Below are 17,769 nucleotides of genomic sequence, written 5' to 3' on the forward strand. Positions count from 1 at the left end.
TGACCGGCAATAAACAAATACCCCCTCACAAAAGTATTCATAGCAGCCTGCAAGCATCGCTACTGCAACGCGAAAATACACGGGATGACATAACGAACTAAAAAGAACAGCCAGTCAACAAAGAATGTCTATACGGTCAAAATACACCGCCCTGCCTATATACTTTTGAACATCTTCATGGTGGAATTTCTGGCGGGAAAACAGGCCGCCGCATTCAGGAGGAAAAATAGGTGATCAAGGAAAACAACATGCCCATTTTTCCGCTCTCCCCATCGATTGCTACCAATTCGGATAAAGACTCAACTCAAGTCTATGAAGCCTTGCGTAAAAGTGAGGAACGTTATCGGGAGCTGGTTGAACATGCCAATTCGATCATTATGCGCTGCGATCAACACGGTCGTATCACATCCTTTAACGAGTACGCTCAACAGTTATTTGGCTATACAGAAGCCGAGATAATTGGCAGACATTTAATTGGCACAATTGTCCCTGCTAGCGAGACAAGCGGCCGAGATCTACGACAATTGATAGAGCGTATTTGCCAATCCCCAGAGGAACACCGTTACAATATTAATGAAAACGTTACCAAAAGCGGTAAGCGTATATGGATCGCCTGGACCAATAAAATCATTTCAGATGAAAAAGGCAATCCTGCGGGAATTCTCAGCATTGGCTCGGACATCACTAAACAACGATTACTGGAAGAAGAGCTTCGACAAGCTCAAAAAATGCAAGCCATCGGTGAGCTTGCTGGTGGAATTGCCCACGATTTCAATAATATGATTCATGGTATCAATGGTTATGCTGAAGTTATTCGACAAATATCCACTGATGCCCGTATCAATGAGTATACCAATCATATATTAACGACAGCCCGGCATGCGGCAGAGCTTACCAAGCAGCTGCTTACCTTCGCTCGAAAAGGAAATTACCAACTTAAGGACTGTAATACTCACGAAATTATTCGTGATGTTTGCGCCATGCTGACCCGCACAATTGATCGTAGAATCGAAATTGAGCAGCAGTTAAATGCAAGTCGCCCACATATCGTAGGTGATCCCGCTCAACTTAAGAGCGCCCTACTGAATATTGGGATCAATGCCAAGGATGCCATGCCCTGCGGTGGTTCACTGAGTTTTGTAACAAGTAATATCACCATTGAAAGATCAGCTTCTATCGCTGATTTTGAAGTTCAACCGGGTCAATATCTTTTAATAACAATTACCGATAGCGGCACTGGCATGTCTGACGAAGTGCGGCGTCGTATTTTTGAACCATTTTTCACCACCAAGGAAAGTGGACGTGGTGCTGGACTGGGCCTTGCCGCAGTGCACGGCACCATTCATTTACATAAGGGCGCTATACAGTGTCAGAGCCGTGAGGGAATTGGCAGCTGCTTTAAGCTATACCTGCCAATTTCCAAGCCCCCAGTCAAAAAGAGAACTTACCAGGCCAAGAAACTGGCTCGCGAGCGCAAGTTGCGCATTATGGTTGTCGACGATGAGGCAATTGTCCGCACCTACTCTAAAGCCCTGTTCGAAATGAACGGCCACAACGTCGTTACCTTTGCGACGGCGGAGCAGGCAATAACTTACTACCGAAAATATAGTGATGAAGTAGATTTGGTCCTACTGGATATGATTATGCCAGGCATGGATGGGCAAGAATTGTTCGCTTTTTTAAAACGGATTAACCCCGAAGTGAAAGCTATTCTTTCCACCGGTTACAGCGTGGATAGTAAAGTTCAGGAAGTAATTTCTGACGGGGTTCTGGATTGCATTCAGAAACCATTTACGTTCGAGCGCCTCAGTAAAAAGATTGAAGAGATGATTACCAGCGGAAAAATAACTTTACCCAGGTAACAAAAAAATTCTATCTGAATCGCCGCGACCAGCCTAGCTAACAACTACGCCACAGAGTTCAGATACCAGTTAGTTGGCTTATGGAATGACCTCTATGATAATTCGCTGTAAAAAGTGAAGTGATAAAGTAATCAGGATAAGGCTACCCAAAAGCAGCTCAAGCGGAACTTCCTATAACTTTAGCGCTTGCAGCCCCCCAACCAAAATCAATCGATATGTCATCATCTTCCCGCTCAGTACAATCTCGATAATTTTCAAGCCGATGCTTTCTTAGTGGTATGTCACAATTTTGCCGCTACGGTCCCCTTCCCTACCAATCTTGTCAGCTTGGTATGCTCGTCTCCTATTTCAGTGGACACAGCCTCCACGAAGCGTACCATGCCCGCTAAAATTGCTGCGTTATAGTGCTCTCCACTTGCCTCAAGCTCCTCAACGGCTGCGTTCATATCCTTGAGAGCCCTGGATGCTTCCAAATCCCACTCCTGCAGCTTGGCGAGACTCGCCTTCGCAGATGCTACTTGCTGCTCATCCACCCCGTCTTGAGTCGCCGCAAGACTCTCTGCTCGAACGGCCTTTATCTCAGCATCGTACTTACGAATAGTAGCCAGGGAACGGCGAACAATACTGTTCAACTTGATAACTGTATCCCGCTCGAATGCAGCCTTAATGTCGTTGCTATCCAGTGCCACTGAAGCGGGTGTTTTTGCAGGGTGGACAACGCTTTCAACATCCGGTACCGACTCCTGTTTACCTACCCAGAACTTCTCGTTTTCGACTGGCTCTTTGAGTGTGTGCGTAGCTATAAACCCAAAAGAGATTATTCCGAACACTGCCACTGCAATATATCGTTTGCTATTCATACGGTGAGTTACCTTTGGTGTGGCCGCCCCTTACGGAGCGGCACCTGATGGAGAGCGAGAATTTAGCTCATAGCGTAAAAATAGTTTACCTGCGAGCCCTTGATCTACTAATCAGGCTAAATGCTTCGACGTTGTTCATTAAATTCTGCGCGATTTGCTCGCCCATGACTTGGCCTGCAATATTGTCAAAGTCCCAGTGCACTCCGTTATAAATGCGGCTGAGGCCATTTTCCTGTTGAGCGGCGGTATAGGATTCAAAACGGACAGGTACCAAAGGCCTCGGTGTATCCGGCGTGAAAGGGTCGAAGCCTTCCCCATTGTATTCTTCCGATACAAAAGTAAAGGGCTGGTCTCCAAACATACTGCGCATAATCTCGAAGGTGGAAGCACCGAAGGTAGCATGACCCGATGGGTAGGAGGGGAACGGCGGTGTTGGCCTAATCGCAATGGTGGTATTGATGACTGACACCCCTACCGGCAACCATTGCTCATCCTGCAAGGTCGATGGGTTGTCGTCATCGATGCGAATACCGGTAACCGGTCTCCAGTAATTGTAATAGTATTTACTGTCCCACGCAGCGATACCAGAATCCGCCAGCCCCACATTGATCAAAGCAAAATACCGGGCCAGATCCAGCTCATTCTCGACTTTGTTATCCAGTGCTGCCTGCAGGGCGATAAGGTTATACAGTCTCGGGGGAATGCCCAATAACGGTACACCGTCATATCCCCAGTAATTCCCGATAAATCGTGTCTCTGCTGTGGATGTCGATGGGGTAATAGTATTGGCTGGGGACCCGCCGAGGGCCGCCACTTCCTCATAGGCTTCGGCATATTCCTCTGACGTAATTGTAGGCGGAATTGGACTGCGGAATTGGTCACCTGAACTCAGTGAAAAAGGTGTCACACTGCCCCAATAGGCTCCGAGGGCCACGGAGTCGTGCCCAACTGGGTCCACAGGATCTGGCTGCCATTCTCCCGGTACCGTAGCACCCGTGTTGACCGAAGTAGAGTGATAGGTGTCATCCCCATCCGCGACAGCACCGCCCTCACCATAAGCGGGCTCCAAGTGGTCGGCCTTATCGTTGCTTCGCACCGCGAGCATGGCCGCAGCGGCGGCTTCGCCAATCACCTGGCCCTTGGCAATCCTTTCGGCACTATCTCTTGACTGGTCGAGGTCGGATTGCAGTAATTCCTGCAATCGCTCTGCCTGATCGGGGTAGAGTGCGCGCAAGGTTTCGTATGCGGCGTAAGCGATAGCTGCATCTTTGGATGCATCTCTGGTATCGAGCACACCGAGATCATTGTAGGGTTGGTATTTACCGTCGAAGGCGTTCAGAGCGTCAAACACAGCAGTTTGAACGATGGCGAATGCGCGACTGGAGCGGGTAGGCCCTCCCTGGTAGAAATCCACCTCACCAGTATCAGGGTCAGGGGTATGATCTATAGCCGATGAGTCGAGCATTGTGTTAAACCAAAATACAACACGATCTCTAGGTCTATTAAGCTCGCCAGACTTCCCCGATGTCCGCTCAAGCCGATCAAGTACACCTTTGGAAAGAGTTGATCGGCTGGTTTCTCCTAGATAAGCACTGGTTTGTCCCTTGGGCTGCTTACCCTTCGTCTTCTGAGCCTGTACAACATCCGTTGCCAGTAATAAGCCGGCTGCTAAAAAGCAGGCTGATGTTTTTAAAAAGATATGGTTCATTGTATTACGTCCTTAGATATTAAAGGGCGCGCTGAATCAGTACATCTATCAGTGGCCGTAAGTATGCTTTCGTAAATCGCATCAGGCTGTAGAAATCATGCCGAGTAATATTTCTCGCAAGTCTCTGCTTTCAAACTACAAACCTGCCCCCTATGTTGATCCCTACCGCTTCATATCGATTAATTTCATACATCCCTATAGACATGGCGCCGATAATGAAGAGAAGGCCAAACATCAAAATGGTTCTCTTATCAGGTAGTTATTTTTTAGATGCTGAGCCAAGCTGAATACGGCTCGCCCTCCCATTTCCTGCTACTAAGGGAGACCATTTTCTCAACAAATTGCGGACAATGGACCTGTATAAAAGTGCTAGATAAAGGTTTTTCAATCAGAGCGAATATGATTTTAAAATTAGCGATCAGACGCTGTTTCCCGCACCGACAATTTACCCATCGGCAGCCTCTTCATCACTACGACTAAAAGTCTTTGATCTAACCTCGAACAATACTCCAGCCTTAAGCAAGCACATAAAAACGGATTGATTGACTACCGATGCTAGTTTGGATTTTTGTAAATTCATCTCTTTACCTGTTATTCAACCTTGTCTAATTTCCCCATTTGAAACAAGTTAGTATTACCTGGCGAGGCAAACCTCGAATATAATAATTATTACAAATCTATAGACCACGGCTTATCAACACGGTTCCAGACAATTATTTTCATAAATTTACACACCCGTTAAATTCAAACCAGTGGAATTTCCCACCACAAGAAAAACTTCCACAACCAATTCCCAACCAAAAACCCAATACTAAAAAATATTAATAAATACGTAACTACAATTAACATCTAAACGCGAAAATCATAGTCAGCACAACAAAAACAAAGTCGTCATACGCAAGGCCCTGAGCATTCGAAACAATTAAATTGCCAGTAGATGACAATTCACAGACAGTGCTATGAGAAATATACTCTTGAGATCACACACATACAGAACCTATAGAAGCACCCTCCACTATCACGCTATTAAGGCAGTAAAATAATAAAATACATTGCACATTCACTATGACCCAATGTAAACACCGCTTAAGGGATTAACAACTTTCCATGCAGACAGTTAGACTTTTAGATCAACACTTAGACTAGGCAAATAGTTTATTTTCCAGTTTCAGCAACTATTGCCCCTGAAATACTCTATCTACTCAACTAAATTTTACTTGGAATGACAGACGATATAATCCAGAACTTCAATAACCAAGCCTAAAAAAGCAATTGCTATTACTTATTTATAGCTCCATAGCTAGACGGTATTATTCGATCGAAAATACCGATATGGAGATAAAACATCAGGCGTGCAAGCTAACTGTTGAGCCATTTTTGACCCAATAAAGCGGACATAGTGCAGAAATGGAGATTGATCATTGTTCATGGAGCCATCCACTAACAACACTTGATTATCTCACCCCAGGAGCAGAGAGCTGATTAGGAGTGGGGAAATAAGCCTGTTCATCTAACAGGAGAGAGCGAGATTGGTGTATCACAAGAAGTAATACACCAGATAGGTTAATAAATCTTTCCAACTTCAGGAAACCATGCTCTTAGATTGAACCCAGTTCAATCACCTACCAAAAGGTAGGTGATTGAATTTGCTAGTTACTGACAGGAGCTCTCTTCCCAAAACTGCGGAGCAGCAGATGGAGACCACCAGTTTGGTCCATAGGTTGAGATATAGACCTGGCCACCGAAGGTCACTCTATCGCCAACCTGGTAAGCGCTATCTCCCGCGTAGGGTTGATTGAACTCAGGGCAGGAAACTGCGGAGCTATCGTCTCCACTATTACTATCAGAGCTGTCATCGGAGCCGTTATCAGAGCTATCGTCTGAACCACCATCGGAGCCATCGCAGGTAGTTTCATTCCAGAATTGCGGTGCAGCACTCGGCGACCACCAGTTTGGCTCATGTGTAGATTCATAAGCAACATTGTCATAGATAACTACGTCGCCAATCGAGTAGCCTGGATCACCACCATACTGCTGGACAAACGCTTCACAACTAGAGTTTCCGGAATTTCCAGAGTCGCCATTGTCTCCACTATTATCCGAATTATCGTCACTGGAATTATTGTCGTCATCGGTAGAGTCATCATCCTGGTCTTGGATAAGCTCATATCCAATTTCAACACTCTCTAAACTGCTACCTTCTAACAAGTAGATACTGTTGATGCCATATAGAGGCTCAAAACTACTGCTTCCATCGTAATCACCGGCGCGGATGCTGCTCTGTTCCTGGTTAATCAGCTCAGCCAGATCGTGAGACCAGTTTTCAGCGATGCCCTGTTCATCTGAGGCAATTTCCAGAACAGTAGAGTATGAGGAGTTTTCACCGGAGCTATCAAATACACGAGTGTAAACTTTATCACCCACATTCAGGTCTTGAGTTGGGTTAATAGTGCCCCCAACACTCCAGTCAGTATTGACAACATTATCACCATCAAACTCGACATCGATAACGTTATAGAAGGCATTAACCGTATCACCTACATCCCAAACTGCAAGAATTACGTGGTAGCCTTCACGTTCTGGCACCTGACACTCGTGTGTCGTATTGACCGCAGGCTGCTCATAGTTGCCATCAACCTCACAGAATGGATCCAAATCAAATTGGTCGCGGGTTAAAACCGCATTTGGATTCCAACCTTCTTTGGTAATGTAATATTTCCAGTCCCGGGTTACATGATTGGCGGTAAAGCGCCATTTAAAAGTTTGCCAACCGGAGCTAATATAATTCTTAACCCAGCGATCAGAGGACTGCTCATTTAATTCTGACCAAGAGCTATCTCCTGCACTGGCTATCTGCCCATCAGCAGGACCACTTTCAGGGAAACCTTCATCCCCTTCTATACTTTGCGGTTCCCATTGAACAGCACCGCAGTCAACATTCATCTCTCCCGTATCGAGAGCATATTTGCACAAGGTTCCACGAGCGGATGCAACGCCACCATCAGCGGCCTCTACATAGCCATGGCTAAGTGCATTTGAACTCATACCGGCCAGTGCTATTGCCATCAGGGCACTATTTAATACAGGTAGTTTAATTGCAGATGCTAGTTTGGTTTTTCGTAAAATCATATCTATGCCTGTTATTCAATTTCGTCCAACCTCCTTCCCCAGCTGAACCAGGTCCTTATCCTCAATACACATATTCGATGTGTAATGTTGGCGACAGAATTATGGACCGCTACTTAACAGCACGGTTCCTGACAATTATTGATATAAATTTACAAACTTCAGAAGACCACCATTGCACCATTTTTCTTAAAAAATAACCTCAATAGGTATTTTTTTCAAAAATAAATGATCAATTAAAAAATAAGACGAAAAACCATAGAGGCTCCTTAAATAGAGGGCAAGAAAACCTTCAACAGAATGAGAAATTTCACAACCGACTTTTAACTTAATGCAAGTCCTTACACTCATTAATTATCAATAGATGACACCCTCTTTTACGAATATCCCTCCTATTACAATTCAAAATAGATAAGCCTGACTGCCTTAAAACCATAAATCTCTCGAGATTACCTACCCGCAACAGCTGCCAGTAGGGCGGGAATTGGCAGCTACCCCAACCTACGAACACGTATTTCATCCTGAGAGAAACCTCTTTACATATCAGAGAACTATCACTGTCACCGCTTTTTTTAAACTGTCACTGCAAGTGTTTTCCTGGCAACAAATACAACTGCAGACCAGTAAATTATTCCTATTAGTAAATTACCACTGGGATAAAAGACCTATATTCGCTCACCTCTGTCTACACTGGAAAAGAACCCGGATGATTTTGAGTTTCCCTAACCAATCATTTTCTTGTAGTCACCATTCGTAGTAGGAAAGGTAGGATCAGGGATGATGTTGTACTTGATTATCCGCAGGCTCGGCCTGTGTCTGTTATTTTCTTCTCTTTTGCTTCCAGCCTGGTCTTTGGCTGAAACGGCAACAAACCCGGATAAACGGTGGGCTGCAATTGTTGGGGCCGGCCCGGGATTTTCCAATCGTCGCAATGAACTCACCCAATATCGCCTTGCCATATCCAAGGACCTGCCCTGGCAGTGGTCTCTTGCTGAGAAATGGACGCTCAAAACGCGACTGGAGACCAGTTACTTTGAATGGCGATCCGGCCTGGACGATGGCGATCCAGACGTCTCCAAACGGGGAGAGGATTTAGTTCACGGTATGTCAGTGAGCCCGGTATGGAGGCTTGAGTACCTGCCCCAGTGGGACAAGCCTATCTTTCCCTACTTCGAGTTTTCCGTGGGGGCCAGTTACATTACTGAGTCCAATATTGTGAGTAAAAACACAAATCACACAACTCTGGGATGCCACTTCCAGTTTGAGGATCGAATTGGATTGGGCTCTGACTTTGGGAGTGAGCGCCGCTGGGGAGTCACAACTTACGCACTGCACTACTCAAATGCAGGAACCTGTTCTGAAAATTCAGGAGTGAATTTTTTTGAGCTGCGGCTGCACTATAACTTTTAAAGAAGAGGATTGAGCAGGCGCCGGCTTGATGTCGGCGCCTGCAGTCGTTGGCGGGCCCTAGAGGATGATATGCGGCAGATAACGGCTCATATCCTGGGTGATCAGGTTTGGATCTTCCCGGATAGACATCCCCGCTGCCAGGTCATCAACAAGCCAGCTTCCCACCAGGGTATGGTTCTTCCCAAACTTGGGGAGAGGATGCAGAGCCTGATAGATAAATCCTTCTTGCCCATAGGGGCCATCGGACAGCAAAGTGGTATCCGCCCCTTTTACTACCGAAATATTCGCCCCTTCTCGTGAAAAGATTGGCTTCTTAACTAACTCCGGGAAATCCGCAGCCTTGTCCAGCTCATCCTCAAAAAAGAGGGAAGGAGATTCGGGTGCTCTGGAAAAAGCTTCCACAACATTGGCAGAAGCGCCTTATTGGAAATAATCGCCTTCCAGGGCGGTTCCAACCAACGGACATTACTTCCTGCCAACAGGGTCCCGAACTCCTCGCGGAGCATAAATTCCCATGGGTACAGCTTAAACATCCAGGTAATTACCTGATCATTCAAATCGGTAAACTGACCCACTTCATCCCGACCAATATCTTCGATAAAGACAAAATGATTATTGATCCCCGCTTCGGAGGCACAATCCTGTAAATATTGAACCGTGCCCCGGTCCTCTTCCGTATCTTTACAGCAGGCGAAATGCAACTCCCGCCCCGGGGTCAGGAACTGTAAATCATGGAAGCGGTTAACCAGCTTTTCCTGCAGGCTATTGAACTGATCAGACTGTAGCGGCAGAGACCTGCGATCGACATTGTCCTGCAGCCACAACCACTGCCAGAAGCCGGTTTCATACAGAGAAGTGGGAGTATCAGCATTGTTCTCATAGAGCTTTGCCGGCCCCTGTCCGGAATAGGCAAAGTCCAGGCGAGAATAGAGACTGGGGTCGCCGTTACGCCAGGATGTTCGCACAAAGTCCCAGTGCTGCTCGGGTATACAGAACCGCCTCAGCAACTCCTCATCCTCTAGCACACGGGCAACGACATCCAGGCACATCTGGTGAATTTCTTCAGTGGGATCTTCAATGTGCTTTTCTATCTGCTCCAAAGAGAATTGATAGTAGGCGCTTTCATCCCAGTAGGGTTCGCCATACATGGTATGGAAGTGAAACCCAAACTCCTGCGCTCGCTCTTGCCAACGCGGGCGCTCACCAATCGGCAACCTCAGCACAAATCAACCTCCCCAGCCGCGCGAACCACCACTGCTGGAGCGACCCCCTCCCCAGTTGGATTTGGCCGATGCCACTGCACCAAAGCCTCCACGGGAAACAGTTTTGGTAACTTTAGGCTTAGGCGCCGTAGCGCTTTTATCCACCTTATAAGATGAACGGCCATAATCGCCAATGATGCCGCCGTCAGCTGTCATCAGCTTGTCGCGGTAACGGGAACCTGAATAGCGGTAGACCGGGTTGTAGTAGCCATAGTTATAGTGGCGATCCCTGTCATTGAGCATGGAGCCAACCATAAAGCCCGCCATCAGAGGCATCCAGACGCCGCTACTGGTCTCTTGGCAGCTACCGAACTCAGCCTCACACTGAGAGAGACGGGAATACTTGGGCCCGGTGCGCTCCGCTTCCTCAACCGCGCGCTGATAAGCTGCTTCACATTGAGCTTCGTCCAGCTGGGTATTGGCCACACAGTCATCTACTGAAGAGACAACTTTAACTTCCTCATCTGAGGAGCAACCGACCAGGGCAGCCGCTACACCTAAGGCAAGTGGGCGCAGTAAAAAATTGGAGCCACCGCCCTTACGCATCCTTGCCAGGTTAATATTCTTGGTACGCTTCATTACCACCCCCAATTAGTAGCTCATGCAAGCCGCATTCAATACGCCAACAGCGATTGTAGTTGCAGCCAACATAACACCGGCACTCACCTCTCCATCTTCGATGCGCTCAACAATACGCGGCATAAACCCAAAGCGGATAATGGCAAAAGCAATTAACTGGGCGATCAATGCAACCAAGGCCCAGATGGCGAAATCGACAATAGAAATAGAGTTACTTGCAGCACCACCAACGGCAATTGCAAAACCCAAAACAGCACCACCAAAACCAATAGCGGCAGCCGTATTCTTATCTTCGCGGATCAACTTCCACTCATCGTGAGGCGTCACCAGTGCGTATAAAAATTTAAACGCGATCAAAAGTACCAGCGACAGGCCAAAGTAGGCCGCAAAATGCAAGATACCAGTCAGTAAATCATAAGGCTGGTCCATTAAATATCTCCTTATTATCCGTGTATTGTTATTTGTGAGGGGGTCAGAGTAATGCCGGTGCTAATCACCAGGCTGCGGCTTAAGTAGCCTGCATCCTCTTCTTTCTCTTCAGCTGAGAGAAAAAGGGATTCGGTTTGCTGATCAGACAATTCGCGTTCGAAAAGCATGGTGAATTGATCCGTTACTGAATAATCACCATCTTCATCGTAAGTCTTCTCGGCCATATGCACTGGGTTGTGGTAATCCCCTGCTGCGGTCCATACACGGCTATAAGAGCGATCCTGCAGGTGATAACTGGGTGCGCCAATATCACTCTTTAACAATTTATTCCAAGCCTGCTCCGAACCGACATCCAGAGTGTCGTAAAAATGGAACAACTTTACATCGACAACATGCTCATCCCGCTGACCGCCCTCAGCAATCACTTGCAGCCAGGCATCATCATCAGTGTAAAAGCGATAAATCCAGGTACCATCTAATTCGACAACACCGGCCGCTTTAATGATCTGGTTCGGTGAACAGGATTCAATGGTCAGTTCATCGAGTATCAGACGAATGGCCAAAGGGTCCAGCTCAAAACTCGCCCCCATTCGCAAGCCCATAATTTCTGGAGTCTTGACCTTTGGAGCGTCCTTTCCCTTTATTTTATTTATCAGTTTGGTAAACATGTACCAACACCTTCTTCATTACTTTTTATATCGAAACAGCTTTTTTCATCGAGCCGCTTTGCAGAGATATAATACAGCATGTCGCCCTCGGTGACCTGGTCGGTAAGCCCCGGGTTCACGTCAATTTTAACCACGCCCTTTCTACGTATCGCAATTAAGGTCGCGGAGAGATCCCGCTTAAAATGGTCAAATAATTCACCGACAGGAAGAGGCTTCTCACCCCGATATTCAACGCTATATTGGGTCATGCCGTAAGTGCTATCGAGCAACTGTCGGTGCAACCTTGCGGAACCGGGGTCAAGCGAGGATTTTGCCAACATCTCTACAGCGACAGAGGGAATACATTCAATATTGGGACAGTGGGCACGGAGCAATTCACCCACATTTTCATCTTGAAAATAAGCCGTTTTATGGCTGTTCGGGCTGAGCTTGTCGCAGAATAAGGCGGTTGTAAGAGTTACATCATCCAGAGGGTTGTCGATAATAATTCGAGCGGCATCGGCCAAACCTGCCCTCTGCATACTTTCCCCGTGGGAAAACGATTCCACCCGGACAAAATCAATCTTACCCGGCATCGGATTTTCGATATCGGCTTCAACACAGAGGACAATCTCTGCTGCGCTACCGTTTGTTTTGGAGAGTAGCAACTCAATCAAGCGGAGCGTTCTGGTACCGTTCCAACCGATAATTACTGTGTGATCAATATGGTTTGTCATACGCAAGCCCTTCTTGCCGCGATGCACAAATTCTGAAACCGCAAAGCCAATTCTTGTGACCACCATGGCAAACAGGCTGAGGCCCACTGGGATCACCCAGGCGGCAACCACGACTTTACCCTCAGGGGTTACCGGGGAGAAATCGCCGTAACCTACTGTCGATGCGGTAACGACCAACCAGTAAAAGAAATTCTCGCCCGCGACAATATCAGCTTCACCGGCAATTTTGAGCAGCCAATAGGAGATGAAAACATAGCTGCCTACAGCTATGAGAATGGTGGTTACATTGGCCCGAATGAAAAGCGACGCCAGAAGGCGTCGCACTCGATAAAGCAGCACTGTGTTAAGCCTTTTCGCGGCCCGCTAACAGTTGAGCCAACTTATCGCTGCCACTTTTCTGGCCGCCGGGCTTGATGCCCGCCGCTTTCAGCTTGGCATCCAGGCTGGAACCGGTTTCCTCTGAAGCCAGCTCTTCCGCAGCTTCAAGCTCAGCAGCACGCTGCTCCTGCTTGTTTTTGATGCGATCCAGGCTGTCCAGCGCTGTTTTGATCTTGCTGTTCGCACCCATGTGGCGGGAAGAAACCGCTACCTGTGCTTTCTGAACAGACTCAGTCGCTTTGATCTGGTCAATCTGCTGCTCCATACGGCGCACATTGGTTTTTGCCTGGGTAATGTTACCTTTCAGGGTGCTCTCTGAACTCAGGAATCCATCCAGGATGCTGCGCTCAGTTTCCAGCTGGCTTTCCAGCTCAGTAACACGCTCTGCACACTCAAGAGCGAGTTCGTTATCGCCCTTTTCGCTCGCGTTGATTGCGTGAGTGCTATAGGTTTCAACGTCGGCTTGCAGCGCTTGGACCTTACTCTCAGTAAGTTTGCGCTTCGCCATGATTTTGGTCAGGTTTTCATCGCAAGCTTTCAATTCTTCCTTCGCCTCGCGTAATTCTTGGTCAAGAATACGAATCGATTGGCTATCCGCTACTGCTTCTGTTCCTTCGTTAACTGCGCCTTTCAAAGCAGTCCAAATTCTCTTAAGGCTCATGCTACACCCTCCGTTTCAAAATGATCGGCAAATAAATCCAGGAAGTCACCCACATTGGAAAACAGGGTCTCAACCTCCTCGATAACAACTTCGTCCTTGCTGGACACCGACAGAGCACCAAAAGCGACGTAGTAGTTCTCACCACCAATATTCTTGATCGCAATGGCTGTCAGGGGCACCAGCTGATGTGTTTGCAGAACCATTTCATTGAGCGCTGCCACATCATCTACCTGGCTCACGGGAAACAGAATGCTCTCTACAACTATCTGCTTCTCGCCAACATAGACAAACGCATCGACGCCTTCATCGTTGGAAATACTGAGGCAATCCCCCTCAGATTCGACCACCCATCCGGAGTGGTTTTCCGCCAATTGGCGCAGGTTCTCATTGTTCCAGGTCATCTCAACTCCCTCGCTGTGGAATATTGGTCACAAATATAGCACCAAAAAATCTGCGGTCAATAACTTATTACAAACTAATGTTGCAAATAATACACACAAAGATAATATTTACCACATTGGTGATAGTGAATAGGACGGAGTAGAGCCCATGGACCACAAGCAAAGCCTGAGCAACCAGCAAGCATTGACCCCTTACAAGCAGGCAATTGCTCGCTATGTGCGCGCATCAATGGCACTAAAGGGCATGCGTTACGGAGATCTCGCCCAAGCACTGGCCGAGAGAGGAATTTCAATGACACCGGAAAACCTGCGCAGCAAAGTCAGCAAGTGCATGTTTTCAGCAGATCTGCTGGCAGCCATCATCGATGCCATGTCGGTGGAGGACAGCGCCATGCTTGAAATCCTCAAACAGGCCCGTGAGCTGCAAGATCGAGGACTCTATGCCGAGCAGGAGAAAAGCTAACACGCCATCTCCTTGGACACCAGTACACGCGATCACACTTTGACTCCGTCGTCAGTAATCAAGCTTACCCGCTGAAAAACCGGGGTATCCACGACTCACCTGCATAGCTTCTTTACAGGTGGGTTAGTAGTGATGCAATTTGACGACTGGCTCACCATTACCGCACTTTCCGACAACCTCAGGCTCTGAAAGCTTGGCCCCTGCAGGAATAATCTTATTCGTTGGCCACCAAACAAAGCAGGCATACCTGAAATTGACTGCCCAGTTACAGTAGAGGCGTCCGTCCTCTTCCTCATAGAACCGCGCCTGGCAGAAACTTAAAGTGGGACTTCGCACCCCTTGAACCTGCTGGGGATCAGCCAAAGAAACTTGCACTCCGGCAATTGCAACCACCGAGAGGGAGAGAATCAGCAACCAGGATTTCATAGATCTACTCTGGAATTTTGCTCAAATCTCCTTGAAGACTAGCAGCTGCGGCGTAACTTTCATCTCTGAGCCCTATGCAGCGGCACTAACCGTCAGGAATAGCAGCTTCAGATACAGGCACTTTTTCCTTCCTGCTGAAGGATCGTCAATAACTGCTCGATGCAGCCCTGCCGGTCTTTTAGCCAGTTAATATACGGCAGGGGAAAGACCGGAATGCCCGCCCGATACAATGCCTTGTAGACCTTTACACTAAAGTAAGACTCGTAGTCGCCGGGATACCCAATCAGGTCAATACCGATAAAACGCCCGCTCACAGCACAAACCACATCTACAATCTGCCCAGCCACAGGAAAGCCTACCCAATGGGGAATTTCGTGCTGGGTTAATAAATGGCTAACTTCACTCGCAAAACGACATACGATTTCATCACCCTGCAAATGACTGCCAACGGAGTGTGGAAACTCAACATATTGACGCAAGAGATGATCCGTAGGGAGAGCTTGGGGCTCAATCGACAACGCAACCAACTGCTTTTCTTTTGCCCTGGTAATTGCAACATTAAACACATCCGCCCGGTTTAAGTAGCTGGCTGCCCGCAACGATTGACTATCAATAGCCATGGAGATAAGCATTAAATCTCGCTCCTCTCCTTGAAAACCATAGGGCGTGGCAACGCGTACAGAAAAACTCTGTAACTTCTGAGAGGAGAAGACCTTAATCAACTCCCCTTCCAAATAATCGGCCTGATCCCGATAGGGAGACAAAACACCGACCGACGGCCGAATTGCAGCATCGGCATAGCGCTCGAAATGCGCTTTCAATTGCGCAATAACCCAGTCGCGCTCTACAGTGTTTCTCCCATTTTTTCTCCGGCGCCCTGGAAGTTGATAAAATTCTAGCGCCGACTCTGGTAATGGTTTGGGCCTGGCCCTCATAACTTTCAAGCGGCCGGAGTAAAAAGCATGGTTACTGAATGCGATCAGCTCTGGATGGCTGCGAAAGTGCTCATCCAGCATCACAACAGCTTGTTGAGTGGGAATCACGTCTGAAGCCAAATCCAAAAGTGATTGATCCCTATAGCTCAGTTTTGGCGGCACCCCGGCATCTTTTACCACTCCCTGCCAGATACTTTGCTGCCGGTTGCGGGAAAGAAATGAAACATGCCGCAGTTGTTTACTGTCACCGACAATCACTGCCCGCTCAGCTCGAAACAGAGCCGGCAGTGAACTCGCAATATCACACTGGGTTGCCTCATCAAAGACTACCAAATCGAACATGGCGGGCGATAACGGCAGCACTTCATTGAGTTCATCTGCCTCCACCAGCCATATGGGGAACGCCTGCATTACCACCCGCATATCAGTTTGGGCAAAGCGCTCCGCCTGTACTTTTGAAGTTCGAGATCGCAAGGCTTGATTGAATTGGCTCAGGGTACCCCGATTCTTTTCCAGCAGTCTGTGCAATGTATCGCGGCGATAAGTATTCAAATACTGACTTGCCAGACTTTCAAAGTTGCGCCGACAATCATCAATCGCACCTTGTGATTGCCACAGACTTTTAACACTCAATCGATTTGCAAAGAAGCTCCAGGCATGTCGCGCTACCCACTGAGCAAATCGACCTACACTAACAGCGCGCGCCAATCCCAGCTCTTTGGAGAAGCGCTTCTCCAAGCCCCTCAAGGCTCGATAAGCCCTCTTCAGTTCCCTCTTCACCTGGGCAGGCTTTCTCTCTGGAAGTTCCACCCCCTCTTTCAGCAGCCTATCCAGATGAGCTTTTAAGCTGGGGATAAAACCCCGCTCCTCTCGATGTACATACCCCTGAGTCAGTCCGTACTCATCTCGCAATTTATCCCGCACCACATCCAATGCTTGCTGGTTTTTCGATACCACCAAAACACTTTCACCATGCAGCACTCGATCGAGAACCATAGCGGCGATCGTAAAACTCTTTCCCGTACCGGGCGGACCTGAAACAAGGCTAAGAGGAAAGCGAGCCGCATTTTCCAGTGCCCCCTCCTGAGCCCCACTCAACAGACCTGGCAGCATATCCGGCTCACACGCTTTCTGTGCCGTTTCCCAGTGGCACTCTCCCAGCAATGCCTGTAACGGAGGAGATAATCTTTTTTCCCTGCCTAAAAGTTGTAATTCGTGCAGTACTCCACGAGAGCCCCTTGATCTATCCGCAAGAATTACCGCACCCGCCGAGACCAAGGACAACTGAGCACCCTTCGATGCACTTTCAACAGCTGCCTTACCACTCAGGTTAGGCCAGCGCCCCAATTCCTCCACATTTTCCAAAATAGTGTAATGGGTTAGCCAGCGACCGACGTCAGCCAGCTGTGTCGAAGACAGTGGCGAAGCAAGCACCGGGAAACTATCTGTTATGGAGGACTCAACATCAGGTTTAAGCAGTTGACGTAAAACAGGGAGATTAACGTGAATGTTTGCAGAGTTGATCTCTACAAAACAATCCTCATCAAAATGTAGCTTGGCGGGAAAATAAAGTAGTGGTGCACAGAGCTTGCGCTTTGCACTTAGTCCAGATTGGAGAGCGTAGTTACCACAAATAAACAGGCAACCATAAATCAGCCGCCGCTCCTTTCGGTAAGCATCCACTTGTTCCAGCAGTTTTGCTCCCGCAGTAGCGGAGACAGGTACACGTGGTAACTCATCAACCCCCAATAGTCCCGCTCATCTAAGAACAGACGCCGATTCGATTTGAGGTTTAGAATATTGTTGAGGGAGAGGTCGTAACTGTCAGCTTGATAGCAGCGCCGAAAGTATTCGATTAACTTCTTGGGGTGGTGCTGCATTGCAA

General features: G+C 47.8%; 17 protein-coding genes. 3 read left to right on the plus strand and 14 right to left on the minus strand.

All coding sequences use genetic code 11. The features are described from left to right. Positions 1 to 248 precede the first annotated feature (248 nt). The gene (locus P0078_RS05065; protein ID WP_282933390.1) at positions 249 to 1,862 is read left to right on the plus strand and encodes a hybrid sensor histidine kinase/response regulator; all 1,614 of its coding nucleotides are present in this window, start codon (positions 249 to 251) and stop codon (positions 1,860 to 1,862) included. Positions 1,863 to 2,143: 281 nt separating this feature from the next. Here P0078_RS05065 and P0078_RS05070 read toward each other — a convergent pair whose 3' ends face one another. From P0078_RS05070 to P0078_RS05080, 3 genes are all read right to left on the minus strand, one after another. Then, positions 2,144 to 2,722 carry a hypothetical protein gene (locus P0078_RS05070; RefSeq protein WP_282933391.1) on the minus strand — a complete coding sequence of 193 codons (579 nt, stop codon included), beginning with the start codon at positions 2,720 to 2,722 and terminating at the stop codon, positions 2,144 to 2,146. An 85-nt stretch (positions 2,723 to 2,807) separates the two neighbouring features. Then, the gene (locus P0078_RS05075; protein ID WP_282933392.1) at positions 2,808 to 4,430 is read right to left on the minus strand and encodes a vanadium-dependent haloperoxidase; all 1,623 of its coding nucleotides are present in this window, start codon (positions 4,428 to 4,430) and stop codon (positions 2,808 to 2,810) included. Positions 4,431 to 6,083: 1,653 nt separating this feature from the next. After that, on the minus strand, positions 6,084 to 7,559 hold the full coding sequence (locus P0078_RS05080; protein ID WP_282933393.1) for a lytic polysaccharide monooxygenase: 1,476 nt from the start codon (positions 7,557 to 7,559) through the stop codon (positions 6,084 to 6,086). Positions 7,560 to 8,333: 774 nt separating this feature from the next. On the opposite strand from P0078_RS05080, the gene P0078_RS05085 reads away from it, so the two are divergent. Continuing rightward, positions 8,334 to 8,966, plus strand: coding sequence for an acyloxyacyl hydrolase (locus P0078_RS05085; protein ID WP_282933394.1), 633 nt, complete (start codon positions 8,334 to 8,336; stop codon positions 8,964 to 8,966). Positions 8,967 to 9,023: 57 nt separating this feature from the next. On the opposite strand, the gene P0078_RS05090 is transcribed toward P0078_RS05085, so the two are convergent. Genes P0078_RS05090 through P0078_RS05125 form a run of 8 tightly spaced genes read right to left on the minus strand, consistent with a single transcriptional unit; the run spans position 9,024 to position 14,060 of the window. Next, positions 9,024 to 9,368 carry a glutathionylspermidine synthase family protein gene (locus P0078_RS05090; protein WP_282933395.1) on the minus strand — a complete coding sequence of 115 codons (345 nt, stop codon included), beginning with the start codon at positions 9,366 to 9,368 and terminating at the stop codon, positions 9,024 to 9,026. Continuing rightward, positions 9,284 to 10,189: a glutathionylspermidine synthase family protein gene (locus tag P0078_RS05095; protein WP_282933396.1), complete on the minus strand. Its 906-nt coding sequence runs from the start codon at positions 10,187 to 10,189 to the stop codon at positions 9,284 to 9,286. Before P0078_RS05095 ends, P0078_RS05090 begins: the two co-directional genes overlap by 85 nt. A gap of 3 nt (positions 10,190 to 10,192) precedes the next feature. Next, on the minus strand, positions 10,193 to 10,807 hold the full coding sequence (locus P0078_RS05100; RefSeq protein WP_282933397.1) for a DUF1190 domain-containing protein: 615 nt from the start codon (positions 10,805 to 10,807) through the stop codon (positions 10,193 to 10,195). Between the two features lie 12 nt (positions 10,808 to 10,819). Further along, positions 10,820 to 11,236, minus strand: a complete 417-nt coding sequence (locus P0078_RS05105; RefSeq protein ID WP_282933398.1) for a DUF350 domain-containing protein — start codon at positions 11,234 to 11,236, stop codon at positions 10,820 to 10,822. 14 nt (positions 11,237 to 11,250) lie between these two features. Next, positions 11,251 to 11,904 carry a YjfK family protein gene (locus P0078_RS05110; protein WP_282933399.1) on the minus strand — a complete coding sequence of 218 codons (654 nt, stop codon included), beginning with the start codon at positions 11,902 to 11,904 and terminating at the stop codon, positions 11,251 to 11,253. After that, a complete protein-coding gene (locus P0078_RS05115; RefSeq protein ID WP_282933400.1) occupies positions 11,889 to 12,959 on the minus strand; it encodes a potassium channel family protein in 1,071 nt (356 codons plus the stop codon). Before P0078_RS05115 ends, P0078_RS05110 begins: the two co-directional genes overlap by 16 nt. 4 nt (positions 12,960 to 12,963) lie before the next feature. Further along, a complete protein-coding gene (locus P0078_RS05120) occupies positions 12,964 to 13,659 on the minus strand; it encodes a PspA/IM30 family protein (protein ID WP_282933401.1) in 696 nt (231 codons plus the stop codon). Further along, positions 13,656 to 14,060 (minus strand): DUF2170 family protein, encoded by a 405-nt coding sequence (locus tag P0078_RS05125; RefSeq protein ID WP_108732689.1) that lies wholly within the window; start codon positions 14,058 to 14,060, stop codon positions 13,656 to 13,658. The genes P0078_RS05120 and P0078_RS05125 overlap by 4 nt, the downstream gene beginning before the upstream one ends. A 148-nt stretch (positions 14,061 to 14,208) precedes the next feature. On the opposite strand from P0078_RS05125, the gene P0078_RS05130 reads away from it, so the two are divergent. Further along, complete coding sequence (locus P0078_RS05130; protein ID WP_108732688.1) at positions 14,209 to 14,523, plus strand: DUF6471 domain-containing protein; 315 nt, start codon at positions 14,209 to 14,211, stop codon at positions 14,521 to 14,523. Positions 14,524 to 14,646: 123 nt separating this feature from the next. On the opposite strand, the gene P0078_RS05135 is transcribed toward P0078_RS05130, so the two are convergent. From P0078_RS05135 to P0078_RS05145, 3 genes are all read right to left on the minus strand, one after another. Then, a complete protein-coding gene (locus P0078_RS05135) occupies positions 14,647 to 14,949 on the minus strand; it encodes a hypothetical protein (RefSeq protein WP_282933402.1) in 303 nt (100 codons plus the stop codon). A gap of 107 nt (positions 14,950 to 15,056) precedes the next feature. Beyond that, positions 15,057 to 17,567: a DEAD/DEAH box helicase gene (locus tag P0078_RS05140; RefSeq protein WP_282933403.1), complete on the minus strand. Its 2,511-nt coding sequence runs from the start codon at positions 17,565 to 17,567 to the stop codon at positions 15,057 to 15,059. Continuing rightward, positions 17,537 to 17,764: a hypothetical protein gene (locus P0078_RS05145; RefSeq protein ID WP_282933404.1), complete on the minus strand. Its 228-nt coding sequence runs from the start codon at positions 17,762 to 17,764 to the stop codon at positions 17,537 to 17,539. The genes P0078_RS05140 and P0078_RS05145 overlap by 31 nt, the downstream gene beginning before the upstream one ends. Positions 17,765 to 17,769: the final 5 nt, after the last annotated feature.

This window comes from Microbulbifer sp. VAAF005 (genome assembly GCF_030012985.1).
In the GTDB taxonomy this organism is placed as follows: domain Bacteria; phylum Pseudomonadota; class Gammaproteobacteria; order Pseudomonadales; family Cellvibrionaceae; genus Microbulbifer.